This is a genomic window from Vibrio sp. 1069 (genome assembly GCF_033340555.1).
Genome location: NZ_JAWOWP010000002.1, coordinates 192541 through 207597 on the forward strand (window position 1 = coordinate 192541; position 15057 = coordinate 207597).

Consider the following 15057-nt stretch of genomic DNA (forward strand, 5'->3'; position numbering starts at 1 on the left):
AACAGGAGATATTTGAATCGAAATAGAAATAAAGAGCGAAGCAAAGGGGTTATCTTGTTACGACGTTATAGTGATAGTTGGAAATTAAAATAGCGATAATTTGACGTTAAATCGCCTAAACGTGGATGTCTAGCAAGCTGCCAATGATTTCATTGTTTTTCTCTATGACAGACGCGCCAACTCGGTTATAACCAGCGGCTTGTGCGAGGTTGATGAGAGATTCAACTTTTTGAGAGGGAAGGCTAGGTGTTGAGGCTGTTATTGCGATATCCGCAACCGCAGCTAAATCGATGTTGTGATCAGAAAGCTCTTCTTTTACCTTACTTACATTATTGCTAATGCCATGTGCAGCTTTCTCGGCCATTTGTTGTGACATCTGAACGATGTGGTGTCCAGATTGAATTCCCGATACAGGCATATCACTACTCCCAACATTATGATAGTGAGAGCATAGGTGGAGTTTATAAAACGTTCAAGTGTTTTATATCAATGACTTGATTAGGCAAACAGTTTGGCAAGCATTTCTCTTTCTTCACCAGATAGAACCGGTTTTTGCGCTTTATTTAGTTTCACGCTGATCTCACCTTGTAATGACTTTAACTGACTTGCCGTTAAATCACTGAGCTTTTGCTTAAGTTCATTAAATTGTTGTGCGTTCATCTCAATACCTTCGTCATGATTCGGTTTATCCGTCGTTGCCCGAAATTCTTCATCCTTTGGATACAACATATTTATTCAACCAAAATAGATTAGAATTTGATCGATTGCTTTTTGTCCGAATATTGTCAAGGTGTGTTAAGTGATACGTCAGATTTTTCCTAAGAAGGTACATAATTACCCACTTTGGGGTAGATGGAAACGTAAAAAGAAAAAGGGAAGCGATATAGCGCTTCCCTCTTACATATGGTTTGAATGTTACTAACTTACCCTGACGGCAAACTTACTAGCAAGTGAATGAAGCTCTGGGAGCATGCGATAGATAAGATGAAGTTGCTGCAATACCATGCGGGCAGAGCTGTCGTCTTCATCGCGCCATTCGTTTAAGCGTTGCTCGAGTCCAGCATCATCAATATTAGATAGGTCACACTCCTCACAATGCTGGTGAAGCTGTTTATGAAGTACATCCAGATGCTGATGAATACAACGGTGAGCATCTAAAACGAGTTTATGAATTGACTCATCTTCGATGCGAGTTCTGTGCGCGCCTAATGCAGAAATATAGTTCAACATTGCGTGATTTAACGTTAGGAAGCGAAAACTTTCATCAACAGCTGCGCGATATTTGCCAGGCTCCGCCAGCATCGTACTAATCGCAGAAGATAGTGAGGCATCATTATTGTGGGCCTGGCGGCGAGCGATACGGTAACTCAAATTGTCTTTCTTGCCGATTCTATACTGACCAATGATCTGATCGAGATACTGCTTGTTCGCCTCTATCGCATCCGACATAACTTTGTGAAGCCTTCTCGACTGCCAGTCGGGCAAAATAACTAATACTGCTCCTACTGCAAGCACACACCCGATGAGGGTATCTGCTAGTCGAGGAAGGACAACTGCGTAACCTTCACCTAGTTGATTAAATAAGAAGAGGACGAGCAGTGTAATAAAACCAGTCGCGTACCCATAGTTGTTCATCCGGAAGGCGAAAAACATCACACCAGAGATAACGATAAATACTAACTGGCTTTCTTGAGAAGGGAAAAAAGTCAGCAATGGTACACCAATCAACAAACCAGCTAATGTACCTATTACTCTTGCCGTCAATTTTTGGCGAGTGGCACTGTAGTTCGGTTGGCATACGAATAAAGTGGTTAAGAGTATCCAGTAACCTCGGTCGATGTTGAATATTTGAATGATTCCATAGCCAATCGTTAAGGCAATTGACATACGTAATGCATGCCGAAACAGCATCGAATCTTTGTGTAAATTTGCTGATATACGCTGCCACATCGCCTTTAGCGTGTGTGGGTTGGTATCGGCGAGGGTATCTTCTTCGAGGCCTTCAACATCTGGGTTGTTAATGTTATTAAGTTGTTTTTCTACCGTCGCTAAGTTGTTGAATAAATATGTTAACTGCATCAGCAGACGTTTCCAGTGCCCTTGCTTTTGTTCTTCTAGATAAGCAAGAGAGTTCTGTACTTCAGCTAATGCCAGAATCGATTGATCGGTATGGGAGTATTCATTTCCTAGCTGAATGGCTAGTGCAATATCACGACACGCTTGGGCTTGAGACTCCAAAAGATATTTAAAACGAAACAGCACATCAGAACGTTCAAATTCGGTCGCTAAATCCTGATAGCGATAATGGCTAGAACTGACTCGTTCGTGAATGTCTTGAGCGATGAAATAAATATTTAAAAATCGGTCACTAGGCCCATCAATGTGACCCCGTTTCGATCGGTTAAGTAATGTGGTTTTACAAGCGTTTAGTGCCGTAACCGTGGCAGCATTGCATTTTGCAGCTTCAATCCGTAGCGGTTGTGGCGTCAAGTTGGTCACAGGATGAAAAAGCTTGGCTTTCGCATCAAGATAATTCGCCATTTGGAAGAACACATTGGCTAGGCTTTGTTGCACCGGTTGAAGGGGCCAAAATATCTGCCAAATCATGGACATGAAGTAATACCAGGCGGCACCGGTTAACAGCAGTAGTGGCTGAAACCAAATGTTGGTGCTTTCATGTGCGCCAAGCATAGTATAAATAGCGATTAGCAACGAACCAAAAGCAATACTCGCGTACTTAGGACCTATCGCCCCAAGAATGATGAAGCCGAAGGTTGAGACAAATAATCCCAACGCAAAAGCCCAAGGGGTATCGAACAAGATTTCAATTGAAAAAGCAGCAAGCGCAAAACAGAGAAAGGTGAGAATCAGAGCCTTGATGCGTCCAGTGAAACTGTCATCACTTTCAGCCAAAGCAGCAGCAATAACGCCTAATATTAATGGCGTTATCAGCGTGTTTTGCTCGAAGTACCAAGTTGGGATAACCACACCCAGTAAGGTAATAAGGATAAGAACGCTGTAATTTATCGTCTTGTTTGCCCAATATAGCCGAAATTTAGAAGTTGCTTGCACAATGCGCCTTATGTTTCCGATGAAGAACAGGGGGAATACTACCAGACCCACTATAGCGCGTTTATGATTTACTTTAAGAAAAATTCGTGGTTGCTGATAAAATCAGCAGGGATGTCATTGACTTATATTAAAACTGCCAGGTCATGTATTGAGGATTGTAAAGCCAGCTTCAAATAACCTCAGCTTTAGGTTATTAAATCGACAGTAATGTGAATTTTATTAAAGAATAGAAGAAGAAGCTTACTTAGGTGCTCGCCGTTGCTACAATTTAGCGCCTTAAAATGATATAAATCGACAACTTCTAAACTAAAAGGCGCACGTTTCATGCAGCTTACTGCCACTAACAAAGCACAGTTTTTTATTCAAAATGAGTACCATCACGTCGAAATAAAAGAGAACAGTGTTTTATTAAGCTCGATAGGCAGTGAAGAACATATTCCTTTTACGATCTGGAATGGCAAAGTTAGCGTAAAGCGTGGGTTATTATGGAGCTCTTTACAGTTTTTTGCTCATGAACACGAAGGCAAACAACAAAGCTGGCTAGTCCAAGGTTTACCGTGGCCACAATGCCGAAAGTTCGCGCTTGAGGCCGTTCGTCAATATCAAGAGTGGCACAACACTCAGTGCCGAAAACTGGCTGAGTATCTACCTAAGTGGGAAGAAGAGCTTTACAAACTAAAGCACTTGCCTGCTTACTTATCGCATTCTCAAGTGGTCTCCTGGGTTGAAAGTCTTAACCAAGAGTTAAGCGAGATGAAAACCACCCTAGAAGAAGCCAAAATGCGAATGCCGAATCGTATGTCGCAAATAGAGCCTTGGCTCATTGATACCTCTGAGGCGCTTGGTGAGCGTAATCGCGATTGGCTAGAAGCAGAACGTCCAAATTGGGAAGTGCTGTTTAATCAAATTGAATCCTCTCCTTTGAATTTATCCCAGCAATATGCGGTATTACTCAACGACGACCACAACTTAGTTCTTGCTGGTGCCGGCTCGGGCAAAACCAGCGTTTTAACCGCACGAGTTGCCTATTTGTTGCAAAGCCATCAAGCTCAAGCAGAAGAGCTTCTCATGTTAGCGTTCGGTCGTGATGCGGCGACTGAAATGAAAGAACGCTTAGTAGATAAAGTGGGCATGGCGGCAGACGGTGTGCGCGTCAACACATTCCATCAGTTGGGCTTGTATATTCTTAAACAAGTCGAACAGCAACCTGTCGAAATTAGTCCTTTAGCGTTGGACGAAAATCAACGAACAGCATGGTGTGTAGACTGGTTGAAAAAACATTGGATGACACCCACCAACTTTAAACGTTGGCAAAAACATTTAGACAAATGGCCGATTGCGTACCTAAAAGGGGATGATGAGTTAGGAAGCCATTCAGAAAATCCAAAACTGATCGCTTGGCTAGATTCGCAGCTGTCTCATTTAGCGGCGGTGGGCTTGACCAAAAAGCAAGTACAAGAAAAGCTCGTAAACCACCAAGACTATACGCGTTTAAATAGTGAACTCGCCTTATGCTGGCCATGTTTTACAGCGTGGCAGAAAATGCTTAAAGAAAGCAACCAAGTGGATTTCCCAACCATGATCAGTCGTGCGACAGATTATGTGAATAAAGGGAAGTTTGTCTCGCCATGGCGCTTTATTATGGTCGATGAGTATCAAGATATCTCTCCAGATCGTCTGGCATTGATTGAAGCACTGTGTGAATCCACTCAGAAACAAGCAGGTGCCACGTTATTTGCTGTTGGCGACGATTGGCAAGCGATCTATCAGTTTGCAGGAGCGGATGTCGATCTTATCACTGGTTTTAAAGAACGCTTTGCTCACTCAACCGTTCATCACTTAGATACAACTTATCGTTTCAACAATCAGATTGGTGATGTAGCGAATACATTCGTGCAGCAAAACCCATCGCAGTTGCCGAAAACACTAAACAGCCACAAACAACGCAAGCAGAAGAGCGTACATACCGCGCCGAGCAATCAAGTGGAAAAGATCTTGGACCACTTGAATCAACAAGCCAAGCAAACCAAGTCAGTTTTATTGCTAGGACGTAACCATTATCATAAGCCCGATTTGTTCGACGATTGGTTGCGACGTTTCCCTAATCTCGATATTCGCTTTATGACTTGCCATGCGAGTAAAGGACGCGAAGCTGACTTTGTGATTATTCTTTCTGTGGATGAGGGGCAATTCCCCGCTAAGAAGAAGCAAATTCACATTGATGGTGCGTTGACGGAGTCCAAAGACAAATTCCCTTACGCAGAAGAGCGCAGGCTATTTTACGTGGCGATTACACGTGCGAAAGAGAAGGTTTGGATTACGCATACTGGTGCGGGATCTGCATTCGTTCAAGAGCTCGTTAATGGTGACTATCCCATCGTGACTTCTCGTTAAATGCAACGTTTAGAATGTTAAAAACAGTAAAGGCGATACTTGGTATCGCCTTTGCTTTATTTGGTTAGCATCAAAGCTTACATGCGCTCAGCAAGATAGGCTTCGTAATCCGGCACTTCGATGTCTACTTCTTGCTCAAGAAGAGGGGAGTTAAACAGGAACTTAGCGGTGGCTCGGTTCGTTGCTACAGGAATATTCCAAACACTAGCAATACGAAGAAGCGCTTTAACGTCTGGGTCGTGAGGTACGGCATTCAGTGGATCCCAAAAGAAAACGAGAACGTCGATTTTGCCTTCTGAAATAAGAGCGCCTAGTTGTTGATCACCGCCCATCGGACCACTGATCATGCTCTTGATCGCAAGTCCAGTTTCTTTACTTAGCATGTGTCCTGTCGTGCCAGTTGCGTAAAGGAAGTGACTCTGTAGCTTTTCTTTGTTTTCTTTTACCCAGCGAAGTAGCTCAGGTTTGCAGTTGTCGTGAGCAACCAAAGCCACATGTTTATGGGTTGGCATGGTACGAATGGTTTTTTGCATCAAGATGTTTCCGTTTGTATGATTTTAAAATTGTTGTGACTCAATAGAACACGTTTTTGGTCTTTCAATCAACAGCCTTAACACGGAATGTCGGCCTATATTCTGACGGAGATAACGATTCTTCGATCGTGTCGTCATGAAGCGTCTTCGGAGTCAGTGGTTTGATGGTTGGTGAGGCATGTTTGTCATACGTTTTACCTCTTAAGTAATGCGTTGCTTGCATCATGGAAAGCCGACCTTGCTGCACCATTTTATCTGTTGGTGCGAAGAGCACTTTGTTACGTAACAGGCCTCGATATACACCATGACTTAAGTACACAGAAACTAGACCGATCTCCTCAGCTTTGCCGGCACTGCGCAGCTCACTGATGGCCGCTTCAATCGCCACTGCACTGCCAACAATGTAATCTATATTTCCCATATCGATCACACGTTGAACTAGGTTACGTTGTAACTCCTTGTCGTTGTCTGCCCAAAATGAGTCAACAATGTTGATATCACTTCCTTGTATCGCTTCATAAAATCCGGCAGTAACGGGTTTCGTACCACCACGAGTTCGCGGCCCCAAAAGTAAGGCAATGTTGGTTTTTCCTGACCCCTTTGGATGGCGAGCGGCCAAATATTGACCCGCTTCGTATCCCATCCAATGCCAGTCAACACCGACAGTCCCTTTTAGCAACTCACTTTGTTCTTCATCTAAGTCGAGTTGGTTCACAGTAGCAAAAACGGGAGTATTCCCCACCCAATTTTTAAGTGAATGCTCGTAAGCCTGTGGGTCCACGGTCCCAAGGATAACCGCATCTGCTCCCCATTGGTTACACAGTGCGAGTTGTTGTTCTTGACGGGTTTTGTTTGGGTAGCCGCCCGCTTCAAGGACTCGTAGCTCGACACCTTCTCTTTTCGCTTCGGACACCATTCCATAGTTTACTGACAACCAGTATGAATCCTTTAGGTGAGGGTATATTGCACATATTTTCTCTGCGGCAACCGCTGGCAAAGAAGCAACTAGGGTTAAAGTGGCTGCAGAATGTTTGAAAAATGTGCGAAATGCGTGTTGATTTTTAACCATGAAATGAAGTTCGTTGGCATAGATTAAGTAAACACTGCAAAATATAACGTAATATGTCGCTGAACACGAACATTAAGGTCATGAAAATATGCTGCTAGCAACTGCAAGCATCGGTCGTAAACTTTTGTTGTCTTTCATTGCGATGGCAATACTGGTCATGTTATCGGCACTTATTGGTGTGTCTGGATTTTCTTTGGTTGCCAAAACCGAAAGAAATGTCGTGGATTCTGCGATTCCCGCCATGATTGAGGCGAGACAAGTCTCTGAGTTGAGTACTCGTATTATTTCGTCTGTACAAATGTTGTCGAACGCAAGAAACGAGCAGGAAAGAAAGGAGTCAGGGCGAGTGCTGTTCGAACAGCTCGAGTCTTTACTCACTCACATCAAGGAGCTCGGGAGTGAGTCGTTCGATTCTCAATTGTTAGAAGCTTTAGAGAATAACGTCCAGAACGTTATCGACAATTTGGCAGAACTCGGTGTTTCGGTTGAAAAAAAGCTGTGGCTTGCAAAAGAGATAGATACTCGTGTTGAAGAAATGCGTCTGCTCAGTGAAGAGCTAGAACAACTAACTCGTACGCAAGTTCAGAATACAAGCACCATTGCTGTTGCTAACGTCACGCATATTTATGACTTATTAGAATCGAATAAAAAATCGCAAGTTTATCAGGCGCTAGATGCACTGGTGGAGGTCGATCTTGATCTGACTGAGCGATTGCATGAACTGCACTTGTTGGCCTTTAAAATGTTGAATCAGATTGAAGAGGCTCGGACATTAACGAATATTGAGCGAATTCAACAGGTTCAAAGTGATTTCGATAGCAACCTCAAAATCATGCAACGCCGTGTACTCGCTGTGGAAGATCCTACGCGCTCTAAGCAAATGAGCCAACTGCTCATAGAGCTTGGTAAGCGTCAGGTCGTATTTTCTATACTGATGCAGCAATACGAGAATAACGAACAGTCACAACAGCTGATGCAAAAGACATTAGAGTTGTTCTCAGAGCTTAATGGCACGGTCAACAAATTGGTTGATGATTCAAACAAAACCACTACCGTCGCTGTAGACCAATTGACCAGCACATTGAAATTCGCTCAGTGGTCTCTAACCGTTATTTCAATTGTTGGTTTGATTGTATTGGTGCTTATTTTATGGCGTGTGGTGTACCTTTCTGTTGTGAAGCGGTTAGCGGAATATTCCGCTGCGTTGCTGTCTGTGGCACAGGGTAACTTAGCGGTTGAGTTGGAAGTGAAAGGCAAAGATGAGTTGGCGCATATGGGGCAGGCCATCATCACGGCTCGTAATACCGCGCAAGCACTAAAAGTGGTAGCAGAGGGTGAAGCTCAAGCCAAGCGAGAGCTTGAGGAGCATAAAGAGCATTTAGAAGAGCTTGTTGAGCAACGCACTTCGCAGTTAAAACAAGCCAACCGCCGTTTGAATGAAGAGGTTTTGAATCACGCTAAAGCTCGCAAGCAAGCAGAGCAAGCGAGCCGAGCAAAATCGGCATTCTTGGCGACGATGAGCCATGAGATAAGAACGCCAATGAACGGAGTGTTGGGGACAGCACGCTTGCTGATTGACTCAGGCCTCAACCCAATTCAAAAGCGTTATGCGGAAATCATTAATCGTAGTGGTAAAACGTTGCTCGCGATCCTTAATGATGTACTGGATTACTCCAAGATTGAAGCGGGGCATTTAGAAATTCGTCACATGGGCTTCGATTTACACCAAATGGTGGAGGACACTTTCCAGTTAATGAACAGTCGAGCACAAGAGAAGAAGCTGCTGTTCTCCTACCATATTGAAAGTGATGTTAGTCGCTACTGGAAAGGGGATGTCACCAGAATCAGTCAGGTGCTGAACAATCTTGTTGGTAACGCGATTAAGTTCACTGACGAAGGAGAAATTGATATCTACGTTAGCCTGAACCCTGAGGACGAGTCGCAAGTCCTGTTTGAAGTATCAGACACTGGAATAGGAATTGCCAAAAAATACCAGAGAACGTTGTTTGATGCCTTCACGCAAGCTGAAGGTGGGATGAGCCAAACTGGAGGTACGGGGCTTGGACTTGCCATCAGTAAGCGAATCATTGAAGCGATGGGCGGTGTTTTAGAAGTCGATTCCGAAGAGGGAAATGGTAGCCGATTCTGGTTCTCTATTCCGTTAGAGGAAAGCGAACCTGTTGAAACAGGAACCGTGGCAACCGCACGTTGCAAAGTGAAAGCAAAGGTCTTGCTGGTAGAAGATAATGAAGTCAACCGAGTGGTCGCGGAAGGCTTTCTAGAAAGCATGGGGCATCAAGTCGTAATGGCGGAAAACGGCTCACAAGCAGAGCAACTGATCAGCACACAGGATTTTGATATCGCTTTAGTCGACATCAACCTCCCTGATTGTGATGGAACTGAGTTGATCCAACGCTTAAAGCGGATTGAGTGTGATAAGCCGGCCAATAAAGCGCTTGCCGTCACGCCAATGATTGCAGTGTCTGCGCACGTTTTTGCGGAAGAAGTTGAGCGCTATCTAGCCGCTGGTTTTGACGGATACTTGCCTAAGCCATTGGCAAAAGAGGCACTCGCGGCATTGATTCAGGATGCGCTAGACGGAAAGCCGTTGTTGTTGCCACAAAATGCCGACTGTACCCCGTTTGATCAAATTTCGCCTCAAGAACAAGAGCTACAATCAAAGATCGTTCAAGCACCTAAAATAAAGGAACCCGATGTGGTTATCATTAATCCGAGCGTGATTGAGTCCGATATGAAAATCTTGGGCAGAGATAAGATGTTGCACATTATTAATCTGTTTAGAGCCACCAGCACCGATGTATTAAGCAAGCTGCAAGCGTCTGCTGAGGACAATGATAGTAAAGAAGTAAAGAACCTTGCCCATAAATTAAAGGGCAGTGCAGGAAGTTTAGGACTAACTGCGTTAATGAACGCTTGCCAAGCAATTGAAGCCGCGCCTCAACCTCTAGATACCTATAATGCGACTAAAGATGATTTAGTTTCTCAAGTGTCTGCATCAATTCAAGCTCTGGATGAGTTAATGGCGAAGTAATCCATCGAGCATTGAAAATAAAAAAACCTCCGGCTTTCCGGAGGTTTTTTCTATTCGGTCATGTCATCTTCCCACTCGAATCGAGTGTCTAGGGCATAAGGATCATCATCAAAAGGATGTTCCACTTTGCCACGTAAGTATTCGAGTTGATGCTCAAGCATATTGACCGTTTCGTAGTCTCCCTCAGAACAAGCAACGTAAATCTGTTGTTCAAGAGCGGCAATGTTATCTCGGATACCCATGAGAACCCCCTTAAATCATCATCGATTCTCAAAACGATTATAGTCAAGTAATCCAAATTCGATCGGTTGTTTTGTACGGTACCAATTGTGTAAACGATCGCTAAATGACCAGAATTTTTCTGAGCTTCTACGAATCGCAAAATTATCCAATAACTTAACGTAATCGGACTCGTTTTGGATGGCACTAAATTGATCGACAAAATCTTTTACTTGGTTTTCGTTGATCGAGAAAAATGCCGCAGGGTAGCTTCCCACAACGCCGCGTACAATGGTCATATCATCGTTAGCAAAGTCACGGTTACTTTCTTCATCAAACAAGCTAGAGATGTTTGTGTGTGCATTGTTGTGAAGTAAGGTGAACAGTTCATCTTCCCCTGATTGACTTCTCACCATAAGCATAGTGATTTGCGGAACGGTTTTTAGGCCTTCACCACGAACGTGGTCAATACGTTTTAGTTGCTTTTCACTACTCGCAGAAAGAGCCGTGTCTTGAATTTCGTAGCGAGGCAGAAGCACATCTGAAACATGTTCGCTCAACAACTCCACCAACTCCGTTTTTGGATCGTCACTCTTATACTGAACGCTGGTTGGTTGGTTAAACGGCTTCACATTTCGTTGTAAAAAGTCACTCAACTGCGGGCTTTGATCTTTATACCAGCTAGATTGCAGTTCATGGCGCATATCGGCGGGTAACAACGAGATAAAGTTACTTTCGCCTTCTAGACGCAAGAAGTCCATAAACATTCGTGTCATGAGCTGATGGCCGAAGTTACCGTAAACGTCAAACCCAGCAACAAGCAAATAGTGGATACGCTCTAGTAACGCGTAGTCAAGAATCCACACTGTTTTAGGCTGCTCACCAACTAACCCTTGAACAACAGAAGCACTATCAAAATGGCGGAATATCGTTAATGCCGCATTATGGTTGGTGCCATTACCGTCCCAAATTACATCGGTGGATAGGTTTTCACCTTCTTTAAACCAGTTATTAGTGAACTCAGATTTAGCCTCTAGGTAGCGAGCTTGCTGGCGCGCGTACTTGACCCAGTTGGTAACAGGTAGCGTGTTACTTTCTTGTTCTGCCGGTAGTTTTAGGTTATCAGCCTGAGATCGGTAAAACTCATTTACTTCTGGGATGTCTGCTTTATCTGGATCAAGGAAAAACACCCAAAAGCGATCATTGATAACATTCAATGCCAGTTGGCCACGACAAACTGGGCCTTTGATGTATGCCATTATTGTATTTTGTGCATTATCTAGCATGAACTTAAAGCGCGACTTCACTGGAAGGTCGATGAATGATGTCATCGGGTTTGCAGCAACTTCTGGTTCATAACTCGGTAGCTTACTAACCATGTAATCAGCATCAATAAACCAAGCTTTCCAGTTCTCTATGCGTTGCTTGTTTAACGCGAATGGCATGTGAGTTTTATCTACTATGGTCCCTTGCTCTGGAATAATTCGATAAAACACACGTTCAACCCCTGGATCATCGTACGGGCGACGCGTTGAAATACGTTTGACGGGCTGTCCTGGTGGTGTCGCAGAGCGGACGAGCGTGAAGAATCGGGGATCTTCATCGAGTTCCGAAAAGTAGAGATGAGATAAAAACAAATGCTCATATATATACCTAGCCATCAGCTGATTTTTCAAATCAGAGTGGTTAAGTAATGTTTCGTACTTATCTATTTGCGCTTGCTCATTCTCACTAACAGGTTGGTGAACGTTCATTATTGCGCCGTTTTCCAACCAAGTCATGAGAGTGTGGTATTCACTGTTTGATAGATTTGGCATACCAAAAGGCATGCCCCAGGTTGGGTTATCCTTTTCGTATTGCTCGTATTCTTCAATCGTTGGACAGGTTTGCTCTCGGTCTATCGAAAAGTCAAAGCCTTCTAACTGGACTTGGTCAGGCAATGGGTGGCGCTCTTTTTGCTGTAGCAAACGTGCGATAAGGCCTGCGTCAATGTTGGCTGCCATGCTTTGATCACGTTCGTTGAGAACCGGATGAAAACCCGCATCGCGCCACTCTTGGGTTGTTTCTGCATCTTCGAATAAGCGTGTTGGTGCTGCGGCTGTGAGTCTTGTTCCTTCATATACCAGTGCTTTACTCGCACCACGGTCAATGCCTTCAACAGAAGAGAGCTTAAGCTGACATGGTGCATCGTAGCACGCGTGGCAGACGACACAGCGGTTATCCATAATGGGTTTAACTTCGCTTTGGAAGAAGTTTGCTTGAGGGGTTTCCACGTCAACTGTGCGTTCACGCACGAGCTGTGGACCAAACAGTTGGTCATAGTTAAGACCAGCATAGGTTGCACAGCCGGCAAACAAAGTAGCAATGCAAAGTGTAAAAATTAAGCGCAAATTCATTGAGTTATTTTACGTGATTAAAATTTGCATTAATTAAAGCAAAATAAGCGGTCAATTACCAAAAGTTGGGTCAATTAGCGTTAATTTTTCTGTTGATTGTTTGAGCGCTTGAAAATGTAACCCTGGCGGTGGACTGTCTGAATTCTGTCTGTTGGAACGCCTTCGTGAACTAGACGCTTTCTCATTCTGCTCATGTGCATATCGAGTGCTCGATCATGTTCAGTAAATTCACGTTTTAGTACTGTTTCGTAAAGAAAATGCTTACTAAGTACTTGATCTTGATGGTGAGTGAGAGTTTGCAGCAGCTTAAATTGAATGCTTGTCAACTGAACAGATTTCTTGTTTGGCAAGTAATTGAGTACCACAGAGTGAGTGCGCTTATCTAGTAATAGCTCCTCATCATTATGGTGAACGCCGTTGTGTTGGCATTGGGAAGTTTTTCCATTTGAAACCTTGGAGTCAAGCACACGGGTACCTTAATTATTAATAGTAGTAAAACGTATTATCATTAATATTTATGTAAAAGCAATCAGGTACTTTATGAGCACTGTGATATGCGTAGACAATCTTAATACTTGAGATTACCAGTAGTGATGAATGGTGCGATGGCGCTCTGAACTAAAGTGCTATTGGAGTGCGTATTAGCTACAAATAACGGTGTAATGTTAGGCAAAGATAGAAAGAATTCTCATTTAGTAAATTCGCTTATCCGCTATTTGTGAACTATACATTCTGTTGCAGGAAGCACTTTTCTAATACACACAGAGGTTTATATGACAGCGAAATATGGCGTTAAACGCCGATTAGCGATTCTTGCCGCCGCTTTAATCGGTGCGACAAGTAGCAGTATCGCAGCAGAGAAACCAAATATTCTCGTCATTTGGGGTGATGATATTGGCCAGTCCAATCTCAGTGCTTACACGTTTGGCTTGATGGGGTACAAAACACCAAATATAGACAGTATCGCCAAAGAAGGCATGATGTTCACTGACTATTACGGTGAGCAATCTTGTACAGCGGGCCGTTCTACTTTCATTACGGGCCAAACCGTTCTTAGAACAGGTTTGAGTAAAGTGGGGCTTCCAGGTGCTGATCTTGGCTTGAAGGAAGAGGACGCAACCATTGCCGAAATGCTGAAGCCGATGGGCTATATGACAGGGCAATTTGGTAAAAACCACTTAGGTGATAAAGATGAGCACCTTCCTACTAATCACGGCTTCGATGAATTTTTTGGCAACCTTTATCACTTGAACGCCGAGGAGGAGCCAGAAAACGTCGATTATCCTAAAGATCCTGAGTTTCGTAAAAAGTTCGGTCCGCGCGGCGTTATCCGTTCGTACGCTGATGGCAAAATTGAAGATACAGGGCCTCTAACTCGCAAGCGCATGGAAACCGTGGATGAAGAGACGTTAGATGCGGCACTTGACTTTATGGATCGTGCCGTCAAGGCTGAAAAACCTTTCTTTGTCTGGTGGAACGCAACTCGTATGCACTTCCGTACTCATGTGAAAGAAGATAACTCTGGAAAAACAGGCATCAGCGAGTATGCAGATGGTATGGTCGAGCATGATAACCATGTAGGTCAGCTACTGAAAAAAGTGGATGATTTGGGTATTAAAGACAACACAATCGTCTTTTACTCCACCGATAATGGCCCACACATGAACTCGTGGCCAGATGCGGGCACAACGCCATTCCGTGGAGAGAAAAATACCAACTGGGAAGGTGCGTACCGAGTTCCTGCGATGGTACGTTGGCCGGGTAAAATTAAAGCTGGCTCTGTTTCGAATGATATCATGCATCACATGGACTGGATGCCAACGTTCGTTGCTGCCGCGGGTGATGACAATATCAAAGAGAAATTGCTCAAAGGTTATAGTGCGAATGGTAAGAAATTCAAAGTTCACCTAGACGGCTATAACTTCCTACCATATTTGACTGGTAAAGAGGATAAGGCTCCACGTGAAGAAATTTTTTACTTCTCAGATGATGGAGACTTAACTGCACTTCGCTATAACAAATGGAAGCTGGTCTTTATGGAGCAACGAGCAAAAGGTACGTTGCGTATTTGGGCTGAACCATTCACCACACTTCGTGTTCCTAAGATCTTCAACTTGCGTATGGATCCTTACGAAGTGGCCGATATCACTTCTAACACTTACTACGATTGGATGCTAGACCGTGCTTACATGCTTGTTCCTGCGCAAGCTTACGTTGGCAGATTCCTTGAAACGTTTAAAGAGTTCCCACCAAGGCAAAAAGCAGCAAGCTTCTCGCTCGATCAAGTGATGGAGAAACTAAAAGAGAACCCAAATAAGTAGG

Annotated in this window: 11 protein-coding genes; 3 read left to right on the forward strand and 8 right to left on the reverse strand. The window is 43.9% G+C overall.

The features are described from left to right. Positions 1–115 precede the first annotated feature (115 nt). The 3 genes from R7040_RS03930 to yccS form a co-directional block, all read right to left on the reverse strand. A complete protein-coding gene (locus R7040_RS03930) occupies positions 116–418 on the reverse strand; it encodes a hypothetical protein (protein WP_017821544.1) in 303 nt (100 codons plus the stop codon). An 80-nt stretch (positions 419–498) separates the two neighbouring features. Next, positions 499–729, reverse strand: coding sequence for a hypothetical protein (locus tag R7040_RS03935; RefSeq protein ID WP_005376575.1), 231 nt, complete (start codon positions 727–729; stop codon positions 499–501). Between the two features lie 189 nt (positions 730–918). After that, positions 919–3072 carry a YccS family putative transporter gene (yccS, locus tag R7040_RS03940; protein ID WP_064354722.1) on the reverse strand — a complete coding sequence of 718 codons (2154 nt, stop codon included), beginning with the start codon at positions 3070–3072 and terminating at the stop codon, positions 919–921. A 324-nt stretch (positions 3073–3396) separates the two neighbouring features. Between yccS and helD the strand changes: the two genes are divergently transcribed. Beyond that, positions 3397–5466 (forward strand): DNA helicase IV, encoded by a 2070-nt coding sequence (helD, locus tag R7040_RS03945; RefSeq protein WP_213967550.1) that lies wholly within the window; start codon positions 3397–3399, stop codon positions 5464–5466. Positions 5467–5543: 77 nt separating this feature from the next. Here helD and R7040_RS03950 read toward each other — a convergent pair whose 3' ends face one another. Together R7040_RS03950 and torT are read right to left on the reverse strand one after the other, a co-directional pair. After that, positions 5544–5999, reverse strand: coding sequence for a methylglyoxal synthase (locus R7040_RS03950; RefSeq protein WP_005376571.1), 456 nt, complete (start codon positions 5997–5999; stop codon positions 5544–5546). A 64-nt stretch (positions 6000–6063) separates the two neighbouring features. Then, positions 6064–7113, reverse strand: a complete 1050-nt coding sequence (gene torT, locus R7040_RS03955; protein ID WP_081051359.1) for a TMAO reductase system periplasmic protein TorT — start codon at positions 7111–7113, stop codon at positions 6064–6066. 43 nt (positions 7114–7156) lie between these two features. On the opposite strand from torT, the gene torS reads away from it, so the two are divergent. Then, positions 7157–10120: a TMAO reductase system sensor histidine kinase/response regulator TorS gene (gene torS / locus R7040_RS03960; RefSeq protein WP_025767862.1), complete on the forward strand. Its 2964-nt coding sequence runs from the start codon at positions 7157–7159 to the stop codon at positions 10118–10120. 50 nt (positions 10121–10170) lie between these two features. Here the strand turns inward: torS and R7040_RS03965 are convergent, their stop codons facing one another. From R7040_RS03965 to R7040_RS03975, 3 genes are all read right to left on the reverse strand, one after another. Next, positions 10171–10362, reverse strand: coding sequence for a hypothetical protein (locus tag R7040_RS03965; protein ID WP_005376565.1), 192 nt, complete (start codon positions 10360–10362; stop codon positions 10171–10173). Positions 10363–10380: 18 nt separating this feature from the next. Further along, positions 10381–12735 (reverse strand): fatty acid cis/trans isomerase, encoded by a 2355-nt coding sequence (locus R7040_RS03970; RefSeq protein ID WP_025767861.1) that lies wholly within the window; start codon positions 12733–12735, stop codon positions 10381–10383. A gap of 80 nt (positions 12736–12815) precedes the next feature. Beyond that, on the reverse strand, positions 12816–13202 hold the full coding sequence (locus tag R7040_RS03975) for a winged helix-turn-helix domain-containing protein (protein ID WP_025767860.1): 387 nt from the start codon (positions 13200–13202) through the stop codon (positions 12816–12818). A gap of 306 nt (positions 13203–13508) precedes the next feature. Between R7040_RS03975 and R7040_RS03980 the strand changes: the two genes are divergently transcribed. After that, a complete protein-coding gene (locus R7040_RS03980; protein ID WP_213966169.1) occupies positions 13509–15056 on the forward strand; it encodes an arylsulfatase in 1548 nt (515 codons plus the stop codon). Position 15057 lies beyond the last annotated feature (1 nt).